At 56.9% G+C, this 25,712-nt stretch carries 22 protein-coding genes; 19 read left to right on the top strand and 3 right to left on the bottom strand.

Going from position 1 to position 25,712, the window contains the following annotated elements; translation table 11 throughout:
- Positions 1-28: 28 nt before the first annotated feature.
- The 10 genes from AC6CHQ_RS02860 to AC6CHQ_RS02815 all read left to right on the top strand — a co-directional run bounded on the left by AC6CHQ_RS02860 (position 29) and on the right by AC6CHQ_RS02815 (position 12,025).
- Positions 29-1,168: a thiolase family protein gene (locus AC6CHQ_RS02860; RefSeq protein ID WP_498080843.1), complete on the top strand. Its 1,140-nt coding sequence runs from the start codon at positions 29-31 to the stop codon at positions 1,166-1,168.
- Positions 1,169-1,219: 51 nt separating this feature from the next.
- Positions 1,220-1,990 carry a 3-hydroxyacyl-CoA dehydrogenase gene (locus AC6CHQ_RS02855; protein ID WP_498080842.1) on the top strand — a complete coding sequence of 257 codons (771 nt, stop codon included), beginning with the start codon at positions 1,220-1,222 and terminating at the stop codon, positions 1,988-1,990.
- Between the two features lie 167 nt (positions 1,991-2,157).
- Positions 2,158-3,324, top strand: coding sequence for an acyl-CoA dehydrogenase family protein (locus tag AC6CHQ_RS02850; protein WP_498080841.1), 1,167 nt, complete (start codon positions 2,158-2,160; stop codon positions 3,322-3,324).
- Positions 3,321-4,304 carry a CaiB/BaiF CoA transferase family protein gene (locus tag AC6CHQ_RS02845; RefSeq protein WP_498080840.1) on the top strand — a complete coding sequence of 328 codons (984 nt, stop codon included), beginning with the start codon at positions 3,321-3,323 and terminating at the stop codon, positions 4,302-4,304. Before AC6CHQ_RS02850 ends, AC6CHQ_RS02845 begins: the two co-directional genes overlap by 4 nt.
- 177 nt (positions 4,305-4,481) lie before the next feature.
- Positions 4,482-6,095 carry a long-chain fatty acid--CoA ligase gene (locus AC6CHQ_RS02840; RefSeq protein ID WP_498080839.1) on the top strand — a complete coding sequence of 538 codons (1,614 nt, stop codon included), beginning with the start codon at positions 4,482-4,484 and terminating at the stop codon, positions 6,093-6,095.
- Positions 6,096-6,275: 180 nt separating this feature from the next.
- Complete coding sequence (locus tag AC6CHQ_RS02835) at positions 6,276-7,691, top strand: YfcC family protein (RefSeq protein ID WP_498080838.1); 1,416 nt, start codon at positions 6,276-6,278, stop codon at positions 7,689-7,691.
- A gap of 54 nt (positions 7,692-7,745) precedes the next feature.
- The gene (locus AC6CHQ_RS02830) at positions 7,746-8,957 is read left to right on the top strand and encodes a M20 metallopeptidase family protein (protein WP_498080837.1); all 1,212 of its coding nucleotides are present in this window, start codon (positions 7,746-7,748) and stop codon (positions 8,955-8,957) included.
- Between the two features lie 159 nt (positions 8,958-9,116).
- Entirely contained in the window at positions 9,117-10,421 is a 1,305-nt protein-coding gene (locus AC6CHQ_RS02825) for a DUF4139 domain-containing protein (protein ID WP_498080836.1), read from the top strand.
- 155 nt (positions 10,422-10,576) lie between these two features.
- Positions 10,577-11,188 (top strand): DedA family protein, encoded by a 612-nt coding sequence (locus AC6CHQ_RS02820; protein ID WP_498080835.1) that lies wholly within the window; start codon positions 10,577-10,579, stop codon positions 11,186-11,188.
- A 6-nt stretch (positions 11,189-11,194) separates the two neighbouring features.
- Positions 11,195-12,025 carry an undecaprenyl-diphosphate phosphatase gene (locus AC6CHQ_RS02815; RefSeq protein ID WP_092050399.1) on the top strand — a complete coding sequence of 277 codons (831 nt, stop codon included), beginning with the start codon at positions 11,195-11,197 and terminating at the stop codon, positions 12,023-12,025.
- A gap of 150 nt (positions 12,026-12,175) precedes the next feature.
- Here the strand turns inward: AC6CHQ_RS02815 and AC6CHQ_RS02810 are convergent, their stop codons facing one another.
- A complete protein-coding gene (locus tag AC6CHQ_RS02810; RefSeq protein WP_251239900.1) occupies positions 12,176-13,165 on the bottom strand; it encodes a nuclease-related domain-containing protein in 990 nt (329 codons plus the stop codon).
- 369 nt (positions 13,166-13,534) lie between these two features.
- Between AC6CHQ_RS02810 and AC6CHQ_RS02805 the strand changes: the two genes are divergently transcribed.
- From AC6CHQ_RS02805 to AC6CHQ_RS02785, 5 genes are all read left to right on the top strand, one after another.
- Positions 13,535-14,725, top strand: a complete 1,191-nt coding sequence (locus tag AC6CHQ_RS02805) for a M14 family zinc carboxypeptidase (protein WP_498080834.1) — start codon at positions 13,535-13,537, stop codon at positions 14,723-14,725.
- A gap of 117 nt (positions 14,726-14,842) precedes the next feature.
- Positions 14,843-15,880 carry a M14 family zinc carboxypeptidase gene (locus AC6CHQ_RS02800; protein ID WP_424237024.1) on the top strand — a complete coding sequence of 346 codons (1,038 nt, stop codon included), beginning with the start codon at positions 14,843-14,845 and terminating at the stop codon, positions 15,878-15,880.
- Between the two features lie 194 nt (positions 15,881-16,074).
- Complete coding sequence (locus tag AC6CHQ_RS02795) at positions 16,075-17,613, top strand: AbgT family transporter (RefSeq protein ID WP_498080833.1); 1,539 nt, start codon at positions 16,075-16,077, stop codon at positions 17,611-17,613.
- 244 nt (positions 17,614-17,857) lie between these two features.
- Positions 17,858-19,492, top strand: coding sequence for a M20/M25/M40 family metallo-hydrolase (locus AC6CHQ_RS02790; RefSeq protein WP_498080832.1), 1,635 nt, complete (start codon positions 17,858-17,860; stop codon positions 19,490-19,492).
- Between the two features lie 260 nt (positions 19,493-19,752).
- Positions 19,753-20,721, top strand: coding sequence for a nuclease-related domain-containing protein (locus AC6CHQ_RS02785; RefSeq protein WP_251240669.1), 969 nt, complete (start codon positions 19,753-19,755; stop codon positions 20,719-20,721).
- A gap of 168 nt (positions 20,722-20,889) precedes the next feature.
- On the opposite strand, the gene AC6CHQ_RS02780 is transcribed toward AC6CHQ_RS02785, so the two are convergent.
- Positions 20,890-21,225 (bottom strand): zinc ribbon domain-containing protein YjdM, encoded by a 336-nt coding sequence (locus tag AC6CHQ_RS02780; protein ID WP_092050375.1) that lies wholly within the window; start codon positions 21,223-21,225, stop codon positions 20,890-20,892.
- A 129-nt stretch (positions 21,226-21,354) separates the two neighbouring features.
- Entirely contained in the window at positions 21,355-22,089 is a 735-nt protein-coding gene (locus tag AC6CHQ_RS02775) for an MBL fold metallo-hydrolase (RefSeq protein ID WP_498080831.1), read from the bottom strand.
- 319 nt (positions 22,090-22,408) lie between these two features.
- Here AC6CHQ_RS02775 and AC6CHQ_RS02770 point away from each other — a divergent pair, with 319 nt between their 5' ends.
- From AC6CHQ_RS02770 to AC6CHQ_RS02755, 4 genes are all read left to right on the top strand, one after another.
- The gene (locus tag AC6CHQ_RS02770; protein WP_498080830.1) at positions 22,409-23,101 is read left to right on the top strand and encodes a response regulator transcription factor; all 693 of its coding nucleotides are present in this window, start codon (positions 22,409-22,411) and stop codon (positions 23,099-23,101) included.
- Positions 23,098-24,444 carry a sensor histidine kinase gene (locus tag AC6CHQ_RS02765; RefSeq protein ID WP_498080829.1) on the top strand — a complete coding sequence of 449 codons (1,347 nt, stop codon included), beginning with the start codon at positions 23,098-23,100 and terminating at the stop codon, positions 24,442-24,444. The genes AC6CHQ_RS02770 and AC6CHQ_RS02765 overlap by 4 nt, the downstream gene beginning before the upstream one ends.
- Positions 24,445-24,512: 68 nt before the next feature.
- Complete coding sequence (locus AC6CHQ_RS02760) at positions 24,513-25,226, top strand: PepSY domain-containing protein (RefSeq protein WP_498080828.1); 714 nt, start codon at positions 24,513-24,515, stop codon at positions 25,224-25,226.
- Between the two features lie 64 nt (positions 25,227-25,290).
- Positions 25,291-25,635, top strand: a complete 345-nt coding sequence (locus AC6CHQ_RS02755) for a DUF6176 family protein (protein ID WP_498080827.1) — start codon at positions 25,291-25,293, stop codon at positions 25,633-25,635.
- The last annotated feature ends 77 nt before the right edge of the window (positions 25,636-25,712 follow it).

Genomic DNA, 25,712 nt, shown 5'->3' with positions numbered 1-25,712 from the left:
TTTCTATTGTGATAAAGGGGGAGAGAGAATGAGAGAAGTCGTGATTGTCGAAGGCGTGCGTACGGCAGTCGGGCGGCGCAAGGGGGCGCTGTCGGAAACACGTCCTGACGAGCTGGCGGCGGTCGTACTGGATGAACTGGTGAAGCGTGCGGGGGTCGGGAAGGACAGGGTGGAAGATGTAATCCTTGGCTGCGTGACTCAATCCGGGGAACAGGGCGGCAACATCGCCAGGACCTCCGCTCTGATCGCGGGATTCCCGATCGAGGTGCCGGGCGTCACGATCGACCGCCAGTGCGGATCCAGCCAGCAGGCCGTCCACTTCGGTGCACAGGCGATTGCCGCGGGCGATATGGACATCGTTATTGCAGGCGGCGTCGAAAGCATGACGCGCGAGCCGATGTTTTCGAATGTCGGAGACGCCAGGCCGAGCGAAAAGCTGACCTCCCAGTACGAGATCATCAACCAGGGCCTGTCTGCTGAGCGCATCGCAGAAAAGTGGGGCATGAGCCGCACCGAGCTGGATGAATACAGCGCGAGAAGCCACGAGCGCGCATTTGCGGCAATCGGGGAAGGCCGGTTCAAAGATGAGATTGTACTCGTGGAAACGGCGGACGGCAACGTGTTCGATACGGACGAAGGCCCGCGGGAAGGCTCGACACCGGACGTGCTCGGCGGCCTTAAAACGGTGTTCAAGGAAGACGGAGTGATCACGGCGGGTAATGCCAGCCAGATGAGCGACGGCGCATCCGCGGTACTCCTCATGTCCCGTGAGAAGGCTGACGAACTCGGACTCAAGCCGAAGGCCAGAATCGTCGCGCGTTCAGTTGTCGGATCCGATCCGACACTGATGCTGACGGGACCGATTGCTGCAACGGAGAAAGTATTGAAGAAAGCCGGCCTCGCGATCGGGGATATGGACACCTATGAAGTCAACGAAGCCTTCGCGCCTGTCCCGCTTGCCTGGCTTAAAGAAACCGGTGGGGATCCGGAAAAGCTGAACGTCGACGGCGGCGCCATCGCACTCGGCCATCCGCTCGGCGCAACAGGAACAAAACTGCTTGTCACACTCATGAACCGCCTGGAACGGACCGGCGGGCGATACGGACTGCTTGCGATCTGCGAAGGCATGGGCATGGCCAATGCCACAGTCATTGAACGAATTGATTAATAATCATTAATTATACCGAATGAGCATTCAGTCAGGTTAGGGGGATTTGAGTTGGACATGAACAATGTGAAGGCGATCATCACCGGCGGGGCGTCAGGTCTTGGCGGTGCGACCGCGAAGCGGATCGTCGAAGCCGGCGGCAGGGTCGCCATCTTTGATCTGAATGAAGAAAAGGGCACAGGGTACGCGGCTGAGCTTGGAGAGGGCAACGCCTTCTTTTATCAGACGGACGTTGCAGACGGGAAAGCCGTCGAGGCGAACGTGGCGGCGGCAAAAGAAGCGATGGACGGACTCAACACCGTCGTTAACTGCGCCGGCATCGGCACGCCGGGCAAGCTGATCGGCAGGAAGGGCGTCCATCCGCTTGAGCAGTTCGAGCAAGTGATCCGCGTCAATCTGACCGGCACCTTCAACGTGATCCGCCTCGCTGCGGACGCGATGACGGACAATGAGCCGGGCGAGGACGGCGAACGCGGCGTCATCATCAACACCGCTTCCGTCGCCGCCTTCGAAGGCCAGATCGGCCAAGTCGCCTACAGCGCGTCCAAAGGCGGCGTCGCCGGAATGACGCTCCCGATCGCCCGCGAACTCGCGGCATACGGCATCCGTGTCATGACGATCGCCCCGGGCCTAATCAACACGCCGATGTTCGACGGCCTGCCGGACAGCGCCCGCACTGCGCTTGAACAGACCGTGCCGTTCCCGAAACGCCTCGGCCAGCCGGAAGAATACGCCCAGCTCGTCGAATCGATCGTGACAAACCGCATGCTGAACGGCACCGTCATCCGCTTGGACGGCGCCATCCGGATGCAGCCGAAGTAAGGGGGAGTTGGGTTGGAGGGAGCGGACGCGGAATTGGGTGTTGCAGTCGCGGATTTGCGGGTTGTCGGCGTGAATTTGCAAGTTGCCGCCGCGAAACCGACAGTTGCCGCCGCGAATCCAATCCACCCGCCCCAACCAACCCGTATATAAAGAAGGGAGTGATCGCCATGCCGCGATACCGATGGGAAACCGAAGAACATGATCTGTTCCGGGAGTCGCTCCGGAAGTTTCTCGAAAAAGAAGCCGTGCCGCATTATGAACAATGGGAACAGGACCGCCTCATTCCAAAATCGTTCTGGAAAAAGCTCGGGGAGATGGGGTTCCTCTGCCCGCAAGTTGATGAACAATACGGCGGGCTTGGCCTGGATTTCAGCTTCGGCGTTGTGATCGAAGAGGAGATGGAGCGGGTAGGTGCCGGGCTCACCGGCGTCGGCCTTCATAACGACATTGTCGTACCGTATATCGAATCGTACGGGACCGATGAGCAGAAAAAACGTTTCCTGCCGGGCTGTGTGACAGGGGATGTCATCACCGCCATTGCGATGACCGAGCCCGGAACCGGATCGGACCTTGCCAACATCAAGACGACCGCGATCAAGGACGGCGATCATTATGTCGTGAACGGCCAGAAGACGTTCATCACAAACGGAATCAATACGAACCTGGCACTGGTTGCGGTAAAGAGCGATCCTAAGGCGGAGCCGAAACACCGCGGGGTGAGTCTGCTTTTGATTGAAGAGGGAACACCAGGATTTACAAAGGGCCGCAAACTCGACAAGGTCGGCATGGACTCGCAGGATACGGCGGAGCTTTATTTCGAAGATTGCCGAGTCCCGGCCGTGAACCTGATCGGCGAAGAGGGCAAGGGCTTCCACTATATGATGGAAAAGCTGCAGCAGGAACGGCTCACCGTGGCGATCGGCGCCCAGACCGCGATGGAGGACATGCTCGAGATCACGATTGACTACGTCAAATCCCGCGAGGCGTTCGGCCGCCCGGTCGCCGCGTTCCAGAACACCCAGTTCAAGCTGGCGGAACTCGCGACAGAAGCGGAGCTCGGCAAGGCATTCCTCGAGTCGCTGATCGCCGATCATCTAGATGGCAAGGACATCGTGACGAAGGTGTCGATGGCGAAGTACTGGATCACCGAGACCGCGCGGAAGGCGGCTGCCGAGTGCATGCAGCTTCACGGCGGCTATGGCTATATGGAAGAATACAAGATCGCCCGCTGGTACCGCGATATTCCGGTCATGTCGATCTACGCCGGCACGAATGAGATCATGAAAACGATTATCGCGAAAAACATGGGACTGTCGGGAGGAAGGAAGGCATGACCAGCATGAAAGAAACCCGTAAGCGAAATGCCGTCCGCCCTCCAGGCGGGGGATTCCTGGAAGGCATAAAAGTGCTCGACGTGACATATTATCTCCCGGGACCGTATTCGAGTTACCGGCTCGCTGAAATGGGCGCCGACGTTACAAAAGTCGAGCCGCCCGGCGGGGAACCCGCCCGCCGCCTGGCCGGAGGGCTGATCCATGAAAAGAAAAACGCCGGCAAGACGATCGTCGAGCTCGACCTGAAGTCAGATGAAGGCCGTGAGAAGATGAAGGAATTCATTCGCGGCACCGATGTCCTGATCGAATCGTTCCGCCCCGGTACGCTGGAGCGGCTCGGCTTCGGAGAGGACGAGCTGTTTGAGCTCAACCCCGGACTCATCTACTGCTCGATGACCGGCTACGGCCTGGAGGGTGAGTTCGCCAGGGCCGGCAGCCATGACCTCAATTATCTGGCGCTGTCCGGTGTGCTTTCGCAACTTACCGATGAAAACGGCCGGCCGGTCCAGCCGAAAAACACGCTGGCCGACTTTGCCGGCGGGCACTTTGTCGCGGAAGCTGTGCTTGCGGCGCTTGTCAGGAAGATGAAAACCGGGGAGGGCGCCCGACTCGATGTTTCGATTACCGATGGCCTTACGCATTGGCAAAGTGTCCACAAAGCGTTCGAAGAAGCCGGCCTGTCCGACCGCGGAGTGCCGGATCTTGACGGCTCCCGCGCCCGATACGCCATCTACCCGACCGCAGACGGCCGGTACGTCGCGCTCGGTGCGCTTGAGGACAAGTTCTGGTACGCCTTCTGCGACTTCGCGGGCCATCCGGAGTGGAAAAAACGCGACGACATCCACGAAGAAGTAGCCCGCTACTTCGGGTCGGAACCGCTCAGCCACTGGCTTGATGTCTCGCTCCGGACGGACTTCTGCCTGACCCCGGTTCTGCGTCCGGGTGAGCTCGATGATCATCCGCACTGGAAGAAGGACTGAGCAGGGCGTAATCTTCAAACTCGGGGGCCTAATCTTCAAACTCAAGCGTGTAATCTTCAAACTCAAGCACCTAATCTTCAAACTCACACGGGATAGCCGCCAGCCATGCCATGCAGCACCCCACGCAACCAGACCTTCACCATCGCCAATCCACCATACAAAAGGAGATGGATTCAAATGATGAAGACGCCGCTGCTCTTGAAGACGTTCGTTGACCGCGCGGAGCGCTATTTCCCCGACAAGGAGATCATCTCGAAAACCGCCACACAGACGCACCGCATTCCATACCGCGAATTCGCGAAGCGCACCCGGAAGCTCGCTTCTCTCCTGACCGCACTCGGCATGGAGCGGGGGACGAAGGTCGGTTCGTTCGCATGGAACACGCACCGACACCTTGAGGCTTACTTCGGCGTCCCGTGCGCCGGCGCGATCCTGCATATGATCAACATCCGGCTGTCACCGGAGCACATTGTATACGTCATCAACCACGCAGAGGATGAAATCCTGCTAGTCGATGATGACCTGTTCCCGCTAATCGAGAAGCTCGCGCCGCAACTGAAGACGGTCAAGCACATCGTCGTTATGTCGGACTCGGACAAGCTGCCGGAAACGGCCCTGGAAAACGTCCACTCCTACGAGGCGCTATTGGCGGAAGCGGCAGACGACTTTGTATTCCCGGATGACCTCGACGAAAACACCCCTGCCGGCATGTGCTACACAAGCGCCACGACCGGCAATCCGAAGGGCGTCGTCTATTCGCACCGCGGGCTCGTCCTCCATAGCTACGCGCTTGGGCTTGCCGACGGCATGGGGCTGTCGGAGCGCGACATCACCCTATCGGTCGTTCCGATGTTTCATGCGAACGCCTGGGGCCTGCCGTTTGCCGGTGTCTTTTTCGGCATCACGCAGGTGCTGCCTGGGCCGGGCGGATTCAATTCGGACGTCCTGCTCGATCTGATCGAACAGGAAAAGGTCACGCTTACCGCGGGCGTGCCGACGATCTGGCTCGGCGTACTGAAGACCCTAGAGCAGAAGCCGCGTGACATCAGCTCGCTGCGCGCCATCGTCTGCGGAGGATCCGCCTCGCCGAAGGGCCTGATCAAGGCGTTCGAGGAAAAGTACGGCGTTCCGTTCATCGTCGGCTACGGCATGACCGAAACGTCGCCGCTTGTCAGCTTGTCGAACTACACCTCTTCGGTGGAAGAAAAGACTGCCGAAGAGAAGCTCGACCTCCGCGCCTCGCAGGGCATGACGATTCCGGGCATCGACACCCGCGTCGTCAACGAGCAGGGTGAAGTGCCGTGGGACGGCAAGACAATGGGCGAGCTGACCGTCCGAGGCCCGTGGATCGCCAGCGAGTATTATCGGGATGAGCGCACGAAAGACGCCTTCCGCGACGGCTGGCTCTACACCGGCGACATCGCCGTCATGACGCCGGAAGGCTACATCAAGATCACCGACCGGACCAAAGACCTGATCAAGTCCGGAGGCGAGTGGATCTCCTCGGTCGACCTCGAGAACGCCCTTATGACGCACCAAGACGTCTTCGAAGCCGCTGTTATCGCGGTTCCGCACGAAAAGTGGCTCGAGCGCCCGCTTGCCTGCGTCGTCCTGAAAGACGGCATCGAGCGGAACGAGGAAAAAAAGCAGGAACTCCTCGGCTATCTGGAAGGACAGTTCGCCAAGTGGTGGGTCCCGGACGATGTCGTCTTCCTGGATGAAATCCCAAAAACCTCCGTCGGCAAATTTCTCAAAGCGAAGCTGCGGGAGCAGATGGGGCAGACGGTCTAACCTTTCATAAAGATGCGATAAGAACCGGGCGATGCCCGGTTTTTCCATTTCTTGAAAATGCAATCAGAGGAGGGGATTGCGCTTTATTTTCTGTAGATTTCGTATTGACCGCCTACTCCTATTCACTTATATTTATACATATTCAAATTTCGACGGTCTTCGACCTCTAGGAGTGACATCATGGCCAACATCTCAGAACCCATCCGCAAAAAGCGGTTTAAATTCGAAGTCCCGCATCCATTTGCCATATTGTTCGCAGTGATCTTGCTGACGGCGCTCAGTACTTATCTGATTCCGGCTGGCGAATATGAGCGGACGACAAACGAAGAGGGACAGACCCTGGTCGTGGAAGGCTCCTATCAGCAGATTGAGTCCAACCCTGCCGGATTCATGGATATCTTCAAGGCGATCCATGCGGGCCTCACAACCAGTGCCGGCATCGTCTTCTTTATTTTCATCGTCGGCGGGGCGTTTAACGTCTTCAAGGAGACCAAAGCGATCGAAGGCGCATTCGGCTCCGTTTCGGGGAGGCTGGAGGGCCGGGAGATGCTGATGATCCCGGTGTTCATGATGTTCTTCGCCATCGGGGGCGCGACCATCGGCATGTTCGAAGAGGCACTGCCGTTTATTCTGATCCTGGTGCCGCTTGCGATGATGATGGGCTTTGACTCGATGACCGGTGCCGCAGTGGTCATGGTCGGAGTCGCCACCGGATTCACCGCTGCGTTCATGAACCCGTTCACGGTCGGCGTTGCACAGGGGATCGCCGAACTTCCAACCTTCTCCGGAATGGTGCCGCGGATCTTCTTCTGGTTTGCCTACGTGACGGTATCGATTCTCTTCGTCATGCGCTATGCGGCAAAGGTGAAAAAGAATCCGGAGCTGAGCGTGACGTTTGAAGAAGACAAAAAACGCAATGTGGACAAGGCGGCCGCGCTGGATATGAAGCTGTCCCGCAGGCAGGGTGTAACGCTTCTGATTCTGCTGGCCACATTCATCGCCCTTGCTTACGGTGTCATCAAGTACGGATGGTATATCCAGGAAATCTCCGCGCTGTTTGTCATCATGGCGATTGTAATCGGAATCGTAAACCGCATGGGGATCAACGGGACGACGATGGCGTTCGTCCGGGGATGCGAGGAGCTGATCGTCGGCGCCCTTGTCGTCGGATTCGCTTATGGTGCGGTCACGTTGCTTGAAAACAGCAACACGATCGACACCATCCTCTATGGCATCTCGGGCCTTGTATCGGAGCTGCCGACCGTGATGGCCGCGGGTGCCATGTTTGTCGTTCAGGCGTTCATGAACCTCATCGTTGCTTCCGGCAGCGGCCAGGCCGCACTGACGATGCCGCTTATGACGCCACTCGGCGATCTGCTCGGCGTCAGCCGCCAAACAGTGGTCCTCGCGTTCCAGATGGGGGACGGCATCACGAACATCTTCTCACCGACAAACGGGTTGCTGTTCGCGGCACTCGCCATGGCCGGTATTTCCCTTACGAAATGGTTCAAGTGGATGGCACCGCTGTTCGCCATCCAGTTCATCATGGCGATCATCATTGTCACGATCGCCCACCTGTTTATCTGGCCGGCATAATTGGCACATTCGGGGCGGCGGTTGCCGTCCCTTTAAAATGGAGGAGTAAAGAATATGAATCAACCATTATATGAACGGTTCAGCCAGCTGCAGGAGGAGCTTGTCGCCATCCGCCGAGATCTTCATATGCATCCGGAAGTCGGGCACACCGAGGAGCGGACACCGGCGTTTATTGCCGAGTATCTCCGCAATCTCGGCATCGAGGTCCGCACCGCTGTCGGCGGCCGCGGGGTTGTCGGGACGCTGAAAGGCGGCAAGCCCGGGAAAACCGTCGCCCTGCGAGCGGACTTTGACGCGCTGCCGATCCAGGACGAAAAAGAGGTTCCGTACAAGTCGACTGTGCCGGGCGTCATGCACGCCTGCGGCCACGATCTTCATACAGCCACGCTGCTGGGCGTGGCCAAGGTGCTTTCTGAAGTCCGCGATGAACTTTCAGGCAAGGTCGTCTTCCTTCATCAGCACGCTGAGGAAACGACGCCGGGCGGAGCGGACTTCATGATCCAGGACGGCTGCCTGGACGGGGTGGATGTGATCTACGGCGCTCATGTTATGGCCGATGAGCCCCTGGGAAGCGTCGGGGTGATGGAAGGCTATGCCTCTTCTGCACAGGACGATTTTGAGATCACGATTTTAGGCAAGGGCGGCCACGGAGCGGCGCCGCACACAACGATCGACCCGCTCGTGACCGGCAGCCAGCTCGTCGTCAACTTCCAGCAGATCCTCAGCCGCCGCGTGAACCCGATGCGCTCGGGCGTCATCACGGTCGGCTCGTTCCAGAGCGGGGACGCGACAAATGTCATCCCCGACAAGGCGGTTCTCAAGGGCACTGTCCGCACCTATGATCCGGAGGTGCGCGATCTGATTGAAGAAGCGATGGAACGCCTGACCCGCACTACCTGCGAAGGAAACGGCGCGGGCCATGAATTCAACTATGTCCGCGACTGCCCATCCATCAACAATGACGCAGAGGAGACAAAGCGCATTGCCAAGGTGGCGGCTTCCATCTTCGGCGCTAAAAATGTCCGTTACGTTGAACCGATGTCCGGCAGCGAAGACTTCGCCTACTACACCGAGCACGTGAAAGCTTCTTATTTCATCGTCGGCGGAGGCAACCCGGAGATCGGGGCAGACTTCCCGCACCACCATCCGAAATTCAATGTCGATGAACGTTCGATCCAGTACATCGGCAAAACCTTCATCGGCGCGGTCCTCGACTTTCTTGGGGACACGGCGGCAGAGGATAAAACGACAGAGATTCATGCATGAGGAATCGGGCTTCGGCCCGATTTTTTCATTTTTGGAAGGTGATATCATGCCTGAAGCATCCGGCGAGTAAATTGAAGTAAAGCAAGCTTCGGGCGCTGCAGTTACATAAGGGCGGATGGGACAGACGGATGATCCAGTCATAGAAAAGGAGGAGTTGTCATGCCGGCTGATATTTCGGGTAAAGACGCGGTGTCTCGTGCATTGACGGTCTATAATGACGGGTTTGCGCTGGTCAAGGAAACGAGGAAGTTGCCGGAGTTTCCTGTGGACGGGGTGCTGCGGTACCTGGACGTCGCACAGCGGATCGAGACGGAGTCCATCCTCGTAGAGGGGCTCAATATCCGTGAGATGAACTACGAATACGACCTCGTGGACAAGAATAAATTGCTGGAGAAGTATATCGGGCGCGAGATTACGATTGTCGACCCGGAGTCCGGGAAGCGGATGCGCTACCGCCTGCTCAGTGTCGCGAACGGCATAGTCGTCGAAGATCTGGAGACGGGCGAGATTGTCCTTGATCCGGAAGGGCAAGTCCGTCTGCCGGAACTCCCGGGGGGCCTGATTTTGACGCCGGCACTTGTCTGGCATGCGGCACCGCCCGGATCGGACGAGGTGCGCGTGAGCTACCTGACACAGGGGATGACATGGGAGATGGACTATGTCATCTCGCTGCCCGCCGAGTCATCCGGCGAGGAGACATTCAGCCTGACCGGCTGGATGACGCTCCGGAACGAGTCGGGGATGACGTATGAGGATGCAGTCCTCCGAGTACTAGCGGGGGAGGTCCACCGTGCGGAAGACGCGGATCCGTATGTCCTCTACAGCGCCATCCCGGAGCGCGGCATGCCGGAACAGGAATCCTTCGCCGACTATCACCTATATACGATTCCGGGCACCGTCACCATCAAGGATCGTCAGCAAAAACAGATCCTCCTGATCGGCGCGGAGGGAGCGAAGGGCCGCACCATTTATGAAGCAGGTCCGTATGACCGCAACCCGGCAATCTATTTTGAGTTCGACAACACCGAAGCAAACGGCCTCGGCTTCCCGCTCCCGCAGGGGACGGTAAAGTTCTACCGGAACAATTCTTCCGACGGTACGGCAGAGTTTATCGGTGAAGACCGGATGGATCACACCGCCACGGGGGAGAGGGTCCGTCTCCGTCTCGGCAATGCATTCGACATCACCGTGGATTCAGGCCTCACATCGTCCGGGAAAGAGGGGCGCTACGATCTCGAGTCCTATATGTATGCGATCCGCAACGCGAAGGACGTGCCCGTGACGGTCATCATCCGCCATCCGGTCCACGAACGACACTGGGACATTGCCGAGTCCGACCACCCGGCGGAGCGGGAGTTCGGAGATGTCCTGATTCCCGTCACGGTGCCGGCAAACTCTGAAGAAATCGTCCGCTTCACGCTCCGGATCGACCGGTCGGTCACCATCGCCGACGAAGAGGAATAACCGGGAACCTTCCCGGGCCGGCTGCGTCTCTATGAATCTCGGGAGAACATCCCGTGCGTCCTGCAGGCCGTACGGCACGTGCGACGCACGGCACGTCTTCCCAAAACGTACATTCTTTAGTAAACTGGCTAAAGGAAAAAATTCGGAGGGAACTGATGGAAAACTGGATTACCGACATCATGGAACAGTTCGGTTACCTCGGTGTATTCGTCCTGATCATGGTGGAAAACGTGTTCCCGCCCATTCCGTCCGAAGTGATTCTGACTTTCGGCGGATTCATGACAACAGCGAGCTCACTGACAAAGGTCGGCGTTATTGCGGCAGCGACCGCAGGGTCTGTCGGTGGCGCGGTCATTCTATATGGGATCGGCCTGCTGCTTGATGTGGAGCGGCTTGAGAAGATCGTCGACCGCTGGGGCAGAGTGCTCCGGCTGACGAGGGAAGACATCCACAAAGCAGATGCCTGGTTCGATAAGTACGGACCGTGGACGGTGTTTTTCTGCCGGCTCGTGCCGCTGATCCGGAGTCTGATCTCGCTTCCGGCAGGGATGTCGAACATGAACTTCCTGTTGTTCCTTCTCCTCACAACGCTCGGCAGCCTGATCTGGAACACCGTTCTCGTATCGCTCGGAGCGGCTGTCGGTGATAACTGGGAAAGCATCGTCCATTATATGGATATCTATTCCAACATTGCATATGCCGTCATAGCGGTGCTGGGGATTGCAGCAATCATCTGGTACATTAACTTCAGAAGAAAGCGGGCTTAATAAAGTATGGATTGGTTTGACCTGTTAAAAGCCATTATTCTGGGGTTCGTCGAAGGGATGACGGAGTTTGCTCCGGTCTCCTCGACGGGCCACCTGATCATCGTCGACGATATGTGGCTGAAGACCGAAGAATTCCTCGGCAAGTATCCGGCGAATACATTCAAAATCGTCATCCAGCTTGGATCGATCCTGGCCGTTGTCATTGTGTTCTGGAAGCGGCTGTTCAGCCTGATCGGGCTGTACCAGGTGGAGACGCGCGAAGGCGGCAGCACCCGGTTCAACCTGATGCACGTCATCATCGGCATGCTTCCGGCGGTCGTGCTCGGATTTGCGTTCAAGGACCTGATCGATGACTACCTGTTCGGCGTCGAAACTGTCATCTGGGCGCTGGTCGCCGGGGCGATCCTCATGATCGCGGCCGACAAGTTCGGCCCGAAGACGCCGAGCGTCACGTCGCTTGACCAGCTGACGTACAAGCAGGCCTTCTCGATCGGCCTCGTCCAGTGCCTTTCGCTCTGGCCGGGCTTCTCGCGCTCCGGCGCGACCATCTCGGGCGGCGTCCTGTTCGGCCTGAACCACAAGACTGCCGCCGACTTCACCTTCATCATGGCCGTCCCGATCATGGCCGGTGCGAGCCTCGTCTCCGTCGTCAAGAACATGGACATGATGTCGATGGACTACCTGTCGTTTTATGTGGTCGGCTTCGTGAGCGCGTTCCTGTTCTCGCTCCTGTCGATCAAATTCTTCCTGAAACTCATCGACCGCATCAAACTCACCCCATTCGCCATCTACCGCATCGTCATCGCCGCGGTTCTGGCGTGGATCGTGTGGATGTAATGTAATAACCCCGCTGCGGCGGGGTTTTTTGTGTGGGCGTAACACTCAGACGGGCGTGTGTAACACTCACGGGCGGTTGTGTAACACTCAGGTGGGCTTGTGTAACACTCACGGGCGGTTGTGTAACACTCAGCTCCCGTTCCGTAACACTCACGGTTTCAGCAGTTGGTTGAGCGCTTCAAAGTCAGTGTAATCAATCCGGTAAAGGGTATGTTTTCCACCTTTCCCCTCGACCTTGGTCAGCCGCATCCGGCCCAGCAGCCTCCATGCACTCTGTCTGTGAATGCCGAACAGCGCGGAGCATTGCTGGACAGTAATGGTTTCACTCCGCAGCAGAAACCAATCCAACAATGCATGTCCGTAGGAGGGCGTCCCCTGAAATTTGCAGTTCTCACAGCTCCATCGCCGCTCCGTCGATTTAACCAGCCGAGACCCGCATCCGCAGCGCGGCCCCCACTGTATCGTCGCAGGATCAATCCCATAACGCCCACAGAGTGGGTAAGGGATAAAGCGGGAGCGGCTTTTTTCGATCGTATTGACGAGAAGCCGGACGTCCTTTGAGCTAAGAACAGGCTCGGCCTGAACAGCAGACCGGATAAAACCGCGAAGTTCCCGCAGGCTGATGATTGGGAGATTAGGTGGACCTTCGATCACCGGATTGGTCGTGAACACGACAGACCCGTCAACGGGGGCCCGGAACCCCCTCGTTGCCAGCCAAAGGGTAAAGCTATCCCGCTGATCTTCAAATTGAGCGGCCGGACAATCCATCACAAGTGTGACTTCGCCGTTTTCGACTTTTTGAAGGGCAGCCGGATTCTGGACAAACCGCAGCCTTCCCGCGATCTGCTTGGACTCAAAAATCAGCACACCATGCCTGAGTACCATTACAATATCCATCTGGATAAACACGGAAGGGGACAATGGCAGGCCGACGTCCCAGAAAATCGGGGTGTCTGGAGGCAACCCTGCAGACTGAAGCACCTCGATTACCCGCTCTTCGCCGGCCATTCCGGCACGACGGTTCCTCTGCTGTTGTTCCAGCTCGTCCCGCTTTGGTTCCCATTTCGGAAGCACCGCCATCAATCGCTCATGAGCATAAACATTCCAGTAAGCAGACCCTTTTAGAGAGATTTCCCCCACCATCCCCGCTCCTTTTCATCCACCATACCACTGAACATCCTGATCGGAAAGAGGCCTGGAAACCGCATTACACCGCGGATTTGGCCGTTTTTCAATCTTGCGCCTGATCAGGTAGCCAAGTTTTAATTTTGCCTATGTAAAATGAGTGGTTGGACCTATATGGCGTGATAGAGCAATCTACTTCGACCTACGAAAGACTTCAACATTTCACCCCATTGAATCACACGGCATCCACTCCGTTTGGCATCCCTTTTCCCAATGATTCGACAGCGCACTGGATCTATATGACTGAATATTAGAACAGTTATTGAGCAACTCCATGAACCTTGCTATGCTTGCGTTGAACATACCGAAGGGGAGTGGAGATAGATGAAGAAGTGGGTTGGCGTGACGGCGGCAATCGCCATGGCCGCAGGGATCGCCCTGCCGGCAGCACCGGGGGAGGCGCTGGCGAAGGAAGAGTCGCACCATGAGTTTTCAATCAAGGGCTTTACTGATTATGCGGAGCTGACGAAGAAGCTTCAGCAGATTGAGAAGACGAGCAAGGGGCTCGTGTCCGTTGACGTGGCGGGCCAATCGAATCAAGGGCGTGACATTTATACGGTGCGCGTGGGCTCGGGTGAAAAAGTCATTCTGATCCAGAGCGAGATCCACGGCAACGAAAAGACCGGGACTGACGCAATCCTGAATCTCCTGAAGACGGTATCGGGCAGTTCACCTTATGCGCAGCAGCTGCGCGAAGAGATCACGTTCGTCTTCATGCCGATGATGAACCCGGATGCATCCGTTGGGGACAAGCGCCGCAACACGATGACATGGTCGGAAGTGGTTGAGGACTTCCCGCAGCTTAGTGGTGCACAGCCTTCCTGGAACTACCTGGACGACCGGATCCAGCAGAATTATGATTACAGCCAAAACCCGGGCTTTGACGTGAACCGTGACTTTAACCCGGATCTTAATTACGTGCCGCAGCCGGAGGACTTCCCGGGTAGCTCGAGCGATCCGGGCTGGTTCATCACGCCGGAATCGCAGACATCCCGTGACGTTTACAAATCGCTTGTTGCTGAGTTCGGCAAGGTCGATGTCTTTATCGACCTACATCACCAAGGGATCTACTACGTGGATGGCACTCCAGACGAAGTGACGCTGTCGCTATCGGCGCAGTTCGTCCCGGACCCGTCAAGCCCTGAAGGCGCAGAGTACGCCGAGTACGCGGACAAGTACAACTATGACTTCTCGCGCCAGCTGAACGTTGCCGCCTACGACGCGCTGCAGGCCAAGGGCAACTCGGGCTTCAGCAACATCTCGCTTTATTCTCAGGGACTCGATCTGCCGGGAACGGCACTCGGCTCGTACGCCCTGAACGGCAGCGGCACCGTCCTGTTTGAAGTGAAGGGCCAGACCCAGTCGTATGGCCAGAAAGAAAGAGGCCGTCTCGTGAAAGCGGTGGAGACCGGACTTCTCGGCATCGTGAATGCCGTCGCGGACGACTCTGTACATGACCTTAATCCGGAAGATTACGAAGACATCCCGCTGACGTCTTACCGCCCGGCGGAATAAAGGCTCCTGCGGACGGGTCCATGCCTGGAGATGTTACGGACAGGACCCGGTCCGTTGCGGGACGGAACGGACGGGGGAAATGATTGCGGAACCGATTAAACAAAGGGGAGTGGGAACATGAAGAAACAGATGATCACGCTGGCTGCAGCGGGGGCGCTCCTGTTGAGCGCGGCGCCATTGCAGGCGGATGCGGTGGGGAACGGACCGAACTACGGGGGAAATGAAACGATCAACACGTCGATCCTCCATACGTACAGCGAGCTGGCGTCTTACCTGCAGAAGCAGGAGGCCAAGCAGCAAGACATGGAGCTTGAGGTGATCGGCCAGTCGGTCAAGGGCCGCGACCTGTACCTCGTGAAGTATATGAAGAACCCGGAAAACCCGACGATCCTTTTCCTGACGCAGCAGCACGGCAATGAGCAGCTGACGACGGAAGGCGCGCTTGAGTTCATCAAGCATCTTGGCACGGGCAAGATGAAGGGCGTGACGGACAACGTCAACATCCTCATCGTGCCGATGCTGAATCCGGACGGGGCAATGGGGGATGTCGACTTCTCGCTGGATGACTATGTCGCTTCCGGGGACCGCCACCTGACGCGCTACAACGCGCTCGGCGTCGACCTGAACCGCGACCACGTCACGAAGATCCAGCCGGAAACACAGGCGCTGCACAGCAATGTCATGCAGAAGTATGACATTGATTATATGATTGATCTGCATCATCAGGGCACGCGCAGCGAACGTGACGGAGAACTTGTATCCGGCTCGATTCTCTACCCGACAACACCGAATGTTGATCCGGAAGTGCTCGAGGGCTCGAAAAAGCTGGGAGCGGTCGTCTTTGATGCCGTTGACTCCACAGGCTGGGGCCACCTCGGCAAGTATGTCGGCGGCACGGCCGAGACGATTTCCCGCAACGGCATTGCGGTTGAATACGGCATTTCCACGCTTCTCTTTGAAATGCGCGGCATGTCCGACCATGAATACGAACCGTATGTCCTCGGCCAGAAAAGCAATGGCTACCTAATCAAGCAGACGATCACCACACTTGATTCAACTGTCCGCGCAATTGCGGACGGCTCGATCGAGACAAAGGATACCTCGTTCTGGGATACGCTCGCGGAACAGAGGAACCGTCAATCTGAAGATGAATAAACCTTTAGCCCCGGCCGCTTCGGCCGAGGCTTTTTATATCGTCCACCGATTGTAAAGGTTCGCCCTATTTCACCAATTAGAACATATTGAAAACACCTTCAATTCTTCGCCAGTCCACGATATACTGTGCAAAGCGTAATTTTCTGAACGCTAAATTGACCGAATATTATTTGTCATCTAAGAAAGGAGATAACATGGAAACGACCAAGAAAAAAGGGTTCGTCCAGAAATTCCTAGATACGATCGAAACGGTCGGGAACAAGCTGCCCCATCCGGTCACACTATTTGCCGGGCTGGCGCTTCTCGTGCTCGTCCTTTCCGCAATCGTCTCGTCCTTCGGCATCTCGGTAGAACACCCGGGTAAAGAAGGGGAAATCATCGAGGTCAAGAACCTCCTCAATAAAGAGGGAATCCATTACATATTCACGAGCATGACCGATAACTTCATCGGCTTTGCGCCGCTTGGCGTCGTGCTCCTCACAATGCTCGGCATCGGGGTCGCGGAACATTCCGGCCTCATCTCTGCGCTTCTGCGCGGCTTCGTCATGTCGGTGCCAAAGCGCCTCATCACGCTCGGCCTCGTATTCGCAGGGGTTATGTCGTCCGTCGCATCCGATGCGGGCTATGTCGTCCTGCCTCCGCTCGGTGCGGTCATCTTCGCCGCGCTCGGCCGGCACCCGCTAGCGGGTCTCGCTGCCGCTTTCGCCGGCGTATCCGGCGGATTCAGCGCGAACCTGCTTTTGTCGGGAACGGACGCGCTCCTCGGTGAGCTGACGATTCTTGGCGCTGCGATCATCGACCCGGCATATGCTGATGGCATGAACATCGCCATGAACTACTACTTCATCATCATCTCCGTATTTGTTCTGACATTCGTCGGTGCATGGATCACGGAGAAAATCGTCGAGCCGCGTCTCGGCGAATACAAGGGCGAGTTCCGTGAAAGCATGGACAAGCTCACGGCTGTTGAGAAAAAGGGCCTCGTCTGGGCAACGGTTTCCGTCGTTGTCGCATCGGCTCTTATGGCATTGCTTGTCCTGATCCCGGGCGCTCCGCTCCGCGGCGATGAGGCGGACATGCCGATTATCCGCTCGCCGTTCATGAGCTCGCTCGTGCCGATCATCGCGATCCTGTTCTTTATCCCAGGCCTTGTCTACGGAATGGTCACAAAAGCGATCCGCAATGACAAAGACGTCGCCGAAATGATGGGCAAGACGATGGCATCGATGGGGATGTTCATTGTCCTCAGCTTCACCGCTGCCCAGTTCGTCGCCTACTTCTCCGAATCGAACATGGGCCTTGTCCTCGGCGTGTACGGTGCAGAATTCCTGCAGAGCATTAACCTCACAGGCATTCCGCTCGTCCTGCTCTTCATTCTGATCGCCGCGTTCATTAACCTGTTCATCGGTTCCGCTTCCGCGAAGTGGGCCATGATGGCACCGATATTCGTGCCGATCATGATGCAGCTCGGCTACTCGCCTGAGCTCACGCAGATGGCGTACCGCATTGCGGACTCCTCAACGAACATCATCTCGCCGCTCATGACGTACTTCGCGATCATCATCGCGTTCGCACAGAAGTATGACAAGAAAATGGGGATCGGGACACTCGTCTCCACGATGTTCCCTTACTCCATGGCGTTCCTGTTAGTCTGGTCGGCTGTCCTCATCATCTGGATGCTTCTCGGCCTCCCGCTCGGACCGGATGCACCGATCTACTACAACGGAAACTGATCATAGGGAACCCCTTCGCTTCGGCGAGGGGGTTTTTGTGTGGGGTGAGACGGGTTTGAAGATTAGCCGCCTGAGTTTGAAGATTAATGCCGTGAGTTTGAAGATTACGTCCCCGAATTTGAAGATTAGCCCGTTCCCTCCCTGGCGGGGTTTTTTGTGTGCATCCGCGGAATTGCATTGACCGCGCAGTGTGAGTTGAATATATTGGACATATTGTTCAGAAAGATAGATGGAGGGGATCCGGATGGGAAGAAGATGGGACACGCCGGAAGCGCGGAGGGCGCTGATGAGTGAATTGGTCAGCTGGGACAGCCGGACGCTGACGGAGGGGGAGCGGCTGTTTGCGCAGCGGCTTGAAACGAAACTGCGGGAGATGACGCATTTCCAGCAGCATCCGGAAAGGATTGGGCTCCATGATGCCGGCCTCGGCCGCCAGACTGTGACCGCACTCTATAAACATCCGGATGCGGCAGACACGATTGTGCTGATCAGTCACTTTGACACAGTTCAGACCGAGGAATACGGTGCCCTTCAGGCGCTTTCCACGCTACCTGAAGAGCTGACCGCCAAGCTCCACGGGGTCAAAGATACGCTTCACGCCGAAGCACGTACCGACCTGGAGTCGGGAGAGTACCTGTTCGGCCGCGGCACGATGGACATGAAGGCAGGGCTCACCGCCCATCTTTCATTGCTCGAGCAGGCGATTGACGAAGACTGGCCGGTGAACCTTCTTCTCCTGACCGTACCGGATGAGGAAGTGAACTCAGCCGGGATGCGTGTTGCGGTCGATGTCCTGCTCGATATCGCCGAACGAGAAGGCCTCACGTACAGCCTGTTTTTGAACGGGGAGCCTTCCTTCACGCAGCAACCGGGAGACGCGAAGGAGTACATCTACTCCGGGACGATCGGCAAGATCATGCCGGCCGCTCTGTTTTACGGGAAGGAAACCCATGTCGGAGAGCCGCTCCAGGGCCTGACCGCCAACTATATCGCTTCCTATCTGACACAGCGGATGGAGTTCAGCGACCTCTTTGAAGAAACCGCCTTCGGAGAGAAGACGCCGCTGCCGGTATCGCTTTACCAACGGGATCTGAAGGATCAATACTCCACCCAGACCCCGTACCGCGCTGCCGCGCTCTACAACGTCTTTCTCTTCAAACGCACCGCGGCGGACGTCATGGAAACGTTCGAGCAGGTCGCGAGAGACGCGGCATCCGCCTGCAACTCGGCCTACCGCGAGTTGTGCAGCCGACATGGCGTGAACGGGGTCGGCGAGGTAAAGGTGTACCGCTACGAGCAGATCGTGGCACACGCTGAAGACAAGCTGGGCGCCGAGGCGGTCCGCAAACTCAAGGAAAAAGCCATCGCCAGAGCCGGAGCGGACGAGCGGGCGCAAAGCTTTGCCGTCGCCGACCAGCTGATGATCGAATGCCAGGAACTGTCTCCGGCAATCGTCCTCCTGTACGCGCCGCCTTACTACCCGGCAGTGAACTCCACGGAAGACGCGCTCGTCCGGGACGCGGTTGCCCTCATGCAGGACACCGCCCGCAAGCTCGGCACCAAACTCGAGCAGATTCACTATTTTAACGGCATCTGCGACTTGAGCTATGTGAATTACAAGGACGACAGCGAGGGGTGGACCGCCTACGAGCGCAACACCCCGGTCTGGAGCGACACGTACACCATCCCGTTTGAAGGCATGCGGAAACTCACCGCGCCCGTATTGAACGTTGGGCCACTGGGCCGCGACGCCCACCAGCGCACTGAACGCGTCCACATCGACAGCGCCTTCCGCAGGCTGCCGATCATGCTGGAGACGCTGATCAGGAAGATGTTTATTGAACGCAATGAACAGGCCGCAACCCAAAATAATCATTGATCCTGAATGCGTGCTAATCTTCAAAACCGGAGCGGTAATCTTCAAACTCGGGACATGAATCTTCAAACTCAGGCGGGTAATCTTCAAACTCAGGACACTAATCTTCAAACCCGTCTAATAACGCTCGTATGAATGCCCCGCCAGCCGGGGCATTTTTCAATTTTGACATGCAATAATGCTTCAAAATCCAAAGATGCCAAGTTGTCTTCCGGCTTGTTCCCCGATATGGTATGGTTCGGAAAAAGGAAGGGGAGGATCCGTTGGGGAACGAATCGATGTCGGTCCTTAAAGGGAATGCGCATGAACGGCTGCTTGTCCGTGTTGGCAGCCGTCACCGATCTTACACAGATATTCAGGGGAAAATGAATTCCATCAAGGCGGGAATAGCGGGAGAAGAAAAGGTCCTGAACTACATCCGGCGACTGAAAGTCCCGTGGCCCATTCTTTGGGATGTCAATTTGGAAGTCACGCCCGGGCAATACGTTCAGATCGATGTCCTGATCCTCCTGCCCTCGGGAGCGGTTATTTATGAAGCCAAGAATATGGCCGGAAGGCTCCGGTTTGAGGAACACCCCAAGAGGCTGGACAAGGTAGATGAACATGGAAGCATCACTGACCGCTACGACTGCCCCATGCTGCAGTTGCAGGACGAAATCGCCAACCTGCAGGTCTGGTTTCATCTGCACGGTATACCGTTCGGGGCAGATGGCGCTGTCATCATGACGGGAAGTGCGATCATCGAGAAACCTCCAGCCAATGGACGCATCTTCAGCCTCCGTGAAATCCGTAGACACCTTGCCGAAAAAGAGAAGAAGACGGGAATGACCGTCCAGGAACTCCGTCAACTTGCCGACTACATCCGCCGCCATAACAGGCCCTATATCGCCTTCCCGCTGATCGGACGGTTTGGCATTTCTGCCGAAGAGGTTGAGTGGGGGCCGCTCTGTGAAACTTGTAATAGCCGGCTCGGACGAAAAAGTGAACGGGTCTGGTTGTGCCCGGCCTGCAAATGGAAAACTGCCGACCCCTTCACCCGCACATTGCAAGACTGGTTCACCCTAAGGAGCGGGACGATTGTGAACAGACAGGTCCGGGAGCTGTTCGGCATGAAAAGCCCGGGAGCCGCCTCCCGTCTGCTTCAGTTCTATCCACTGAACAAAGACGGCGACGGGCGGTCGACCTGTTATGCCTGGGACTATACCACGCCCCTGACGCGCCGGCAGGAATGAGGAAAGGGGTTCGCCGCGGCGAACCCCCTTTCTATTTCGAGTGAGTTTGAAATAAAACGGTCTGAGTTTGAAGAATAGGCGTCCGAGTTTGAAGATTAGGGCCTTCCTTCATCACCTGTGGTGTACGAAAAATGGTCCCGTATTCCGCAGCGGAATACGAGACCATGATTAGGCCTTTTTCACGAATTCAGATTTCAGTTGCATGGCACCAAATCCATCGATCTTGCAATCAATATTGTGGTCACCATCAACGATGCGAATCCCTTTTACTTTCGTACCGATTTTGAGGACTGAGGAACTGCCCTTCACTTTTAAATCTTTGATGACGGTCACCGTATCTCCATCTTTCAAAACATTGCCGTGGACGTCTTTTACAACGTTTTCCTCACTTTTTTCACCATCTTCATGTGTCCACTCGTTTCCACATTCAGGACATACGAATACATTGCGGTCCTCGTAAGTATACTCCGATTGGCATTTGGGGCAATTCGGCAAAACAGCCATGATCGTTTATCCTCCTTCAGATAAAAGTCTGCAGCATCAACTACAACATTCTATATGATTAGCCAGAAATGGCAAATTAGCACCACAAAGAACAGGGTTCCGCCATCCCCGACGGAACCCTGTTCTCATTCATACCTCTATAACTTCTCCAGCTTCCGCCAGCCTCGCACTCCCGCCGAACGCTTCCTGCGCGGCCGACAAGATCAGCTGCACGTCGCCTTCCTGCGGCAGGTGGGTCAAAAGCAGCCGCTTCGCACCGGCGAGCCGCGCCAGCTCACCGGCCTCGCTGCCCGCCATATGCCCCGGCGACTTGCCCTTATATTCCTCATACAGATTCGCCTCGCTCACAAGCAGGTCGGCGCCCGACGCGAACTCCGCGAGCGGTTCATGGAACTCCGTGTCTGCGGTGAAAACGACCGCCTTGCCATCGACCTCAAACCGTGCCGCCAGGCAGTACACCGGGTGCACCGTCTCGGCGAATGTCACCGAAAACGGGCCGATTTCGTAGGTCTCATCAGGCGCTACCGCATGCCCCTCGGCAACTTCCTTATACGTCAGCTTCCCGAAGCCGTCCGCATCCCGGTCATGTGCGTAAAACGTCAGCTTCCGGAGCGGCCGCCCCGTGTAGTACGCAATCAGATGATGATACTGCAGGCTCCCGATATCCGCCACATGATCCGCATGATAATGGCTGATCACAACTGCATCAATCTCATCAAGCCTGATGTACCGCTGCACCTGCGCCAGCACCCCGCTCCCGCAGTCGAACAGCACCCGGAACCCTTCATGCTCGATCAGAAACGATGACGTCGCCGACTCCGCCTTCGGATAACCACCCCAGATCCCGACAGGAATCACCTTCATCCAAATCCCTCCTCTGAAAACTCGTTACCCTCAGTGTACCACCGGAGCATGCGGTGAACCCTTTTGGGGAGAAAAGCCGTGCGTCATACCCGCAGGGCAGGCCGGTTGGACGAGCGGAGAAACCCCTGAATCTCGTCATTCGTGCCTCCGATTTCGTCATTCGGCCGATGAATCTCGTCATTCCCGCCCCCAGTCTCGTCATTCAGCCGTCCAATCTCGTCATTCGCCTACCCAAGCCACCTGTCCATGCCCTTCCGCCCTTGACGCCGAAATCCATCCCAATCATAGTTATAGGTAGAAAGAGAAGGAGGCAGGCGTCATGGCAGAACGGATCCTGATTGTGGAGGACGAGGAGAATATCGCGCGGGTGCTGCAGCTGGAGCTTGAGTTTGAGGGCTACGAGGCCGGGGTGGCGCATGCGGGTGACGAGGGGCTGATCAAGTTCCGCGATGGCGGATGGGATCTCGTGCTGCTCGATCTGATGCTTCCGGGGCTGTCCGGGCTGGATGTGCTGCGCCGCATCCGGGCGAGTGATACGGCTGTTCCGGTCATTCTCCTGACGGCGAAGAGTGATGTGGAAGACAAAGTGGCGGGGCTGGATCTCGGAGCGAACGATTACGTCACGAAGCCGTTCGAGATCGAGGAGCTTCTGGCGCGCATCCGTGCGACGCTGCGCGTGGCGCAGGCACTCGCCGGACCCAAAGAAGAAGCGCCGGAGCATATTCATTCGTTCGCGGGACTCACGATCAATGAAGAAACGCGCGATGTAACCCGTGACGAGCGTTCCATCGACCTGACCCCGAGGGAGTATGACCTGCTGCTGTATCTCCTCAAAAACCCTAACCGGGTATTCGAACGTGACCAGCTGCTGGATGCGGTATGGGGGTTTGACTACTACGGCGATACGAATGTTGTGGATGTGTATGTCCGTTACGTTCGCAAGAAGATCGGTGACGGGCTCATCCATACGGTTCGCGGGGTCGGCTACGTGCTGAAGGAATCACCGAAATGAAGCTGAGGACGAGGATCCACGTGTTCACGACACTCCTCATGTTCCTGATTCTCGCGGGCTTAAGCATCGGCATCTACTTCCTGTTCGAGAAGATGACGTACGAACGTCAGGCGGACCAGCTGATGGCGAGGGGCGAGGAGCTGACCGCGGCGCTGCAGGAGACCGCAGCAGAAGATAAAAACATGGTCATCAGGGCCTACATGCCGCCGGACGGCTCGCTGCTGATCGTGGGTTCAAACGGGCAGGTGATTGATGAAGTGGAAAGCGACAGGCGGCTGCGCGGCTTCCCGGCTGAACCCGATGGAAGCGGCCCGTATACGATCACCGATGTAAAAGGTGTGCCTGCCGTAACAGTGGCCATGCCGTTCATCAGTACAGGTGGAGAAGTGGCCGAGCTCCGCATCACACAGCTCGCCGACGACATTGCGAACGAACTTTCCACACTCAGACTGATCCTCATCGGCCTCACCGCCGCTGCGATGATCCCGGTCATTGCATCGAGTGTTGCGCTCGGACGCATCGTCACCCGGCCGATCAATGAACTGACCGGTACGATGAGGGACAACCGTGAAAAGGGGACTTATGAAAAGATCGATGAAAGCCGCGGCAAGGACGAACTGCACGAAATGACCCTTGCCTACAACGACATGATGGACCAGCTGGGCCGGAACTACGAAAAGCAGGAACGATTCGTGTCTGATGCCTCGCACGAACTGAAGACGCCGATCACCGTCATCGAAAGCTACGCACGTTTGCTGAAGCGTCGCGGGTTCGATGACCGGAATGTCGCGGATGAAGCCGTCGGGGCCATTTTGTCGCAGGCGGTCCGCATGAAAGACCTGACGGCACAGCTCCTGGACCTCGCACGATCCGACCGGGCTGCAGCCTACTCCTTTAAACAGGCAGACATCCGGAAGATTGCAGAAGAAACAGTCCAGCCGATGCGCCAGGCATACGGCCGGGAATTTTCGATCGAAGGGCCTGAAGAACTCCTTGCCGTTACCGACCCGGACAAGCTCCGTCAGCTGCTGTTCATCCTCTTGGATAACGCACGAAAGTATAGCGACGGAGCAGTCCGGCTTATATTGGAAGAAAGCGGCGGCCGCGTCGAACTCGCCGTTGCCGACCACGGGCCGGGCATTCCGGAAACGGATCTTCCGCATCTCTTCGACCGCTTTTACCGCGTCAACAGCGACCGGAACCGCAAAACCGGTGGCACCGGTCTCGGCCTCGCGCTGGCCAAGGAAATCTCAGACGGCCTTGGGGCGGATATCAGTGTGGAGAGCGTCGTCGGTATCGGAACGGTATTCAGGGTGGGCTTGCCGAAAGAGCGCCAAGAATAAGTGGAGCATTCTCAGCGTTTTTTAATTTTCACCCTCTATAATGGGAAGAAAGGAGGGGGTCGTTCAGCATGGATAACCGAAAATGGCTATGGCTCGCGGCAATCGGAGCGGCAGCTTTGATTATGGTCGTGGTGTCTGTCATGGCGCTCCGCGGCGGCGAGGCGATGGCGGCAGATGATGTCGAGCAGAAGCTTCTGAATATGTACGGCGGCGAGGTGCAGGAGATCGTGCAGGACGGCGACCTCTACCGCGTCACGCTGGAACGTATCGACGGGGTCTTTGAGGCGGTCGTCGACAGCGACGGCGGCGCCATCATCTCGATGGAAAAGACGGGAAGCGTCGATCCGATTCCGGAAGACGACATGAAAGCGAAGATCGCTGAACAATACGGCGCAGAGCCGTCGGCGATCGCGCTGAAGGATAACGTCTACAGCGCAATGGTCGAAGAAGAAACCCGCACGACCGAAGCAGAGTACGACGCCGTCACAGGGGAGCAGATCAAAGAATCTGTGACAGAAAAAGAGCCTGCCGCACCACCGGAAAAGGAAGAGACACCGCCGGCACAGGAAGCACCGAAACCATCCGTCCGGCTCACCCCGGGCGAAGCGGCGAATATCGCCCTCAAGGAGGTTGCGGGCGAACTGGACGATGACATTGATTTTGAAGAAACCCAGGACGGCGGCTATTACATCGTCCAGGTCGAAACCGCGGATGACCGGGAAGCTGACATCCAGATCCATGCCATCACCGGCAAGATTCTGACCGTAGCTTGGGACGATTAATAAATGAACCATTCAGGGCCGGGGTGATTCCCGGCCCTTCTTACATAAAAAGGGGGAAGCGAACATGAATGTGGAGCTGACACGTTTCCGGGTAAAGCCAGGCATGTCCGAAAAGGTGGATGAATGGTTGGCGTTTCTGAAAGAACATATGGAAGATGTGCTTGTCACACTCGAGGGTGAGAAAATGCATGTGGAGACCATTTTTCGCGAAGTGCTGGACGGGGAGGAATATTTATATTGGTATTCCATTCAAGGCGAGGGCGGCCAAGAAGTTGAAGAATCGGACCACTGGATCGACAAAAAGCATCTTGAGTACTGGGATGCGTGCATCGACCCGGATTTCCGGCCGGTTGACCTGAAAACTGAAGTCGTGATGATTCCCGGAAAGATCCGCCAGGCAATGGATTAATTCATTCTCATCAATCTCTAATCTTCCCCTCAGCGTCCCTTAATCCTCCCCGGATAAGATGAAGACAACAACAAACA

This window comes from Bhargavaea sp. GQ12 (assembly GCF_059758705.1).
The sequence above is the reverse complement of the archived record's forward strand: the minus strand, read 5'-3'. Positions and strand labels throughout refer to the sequence as shown.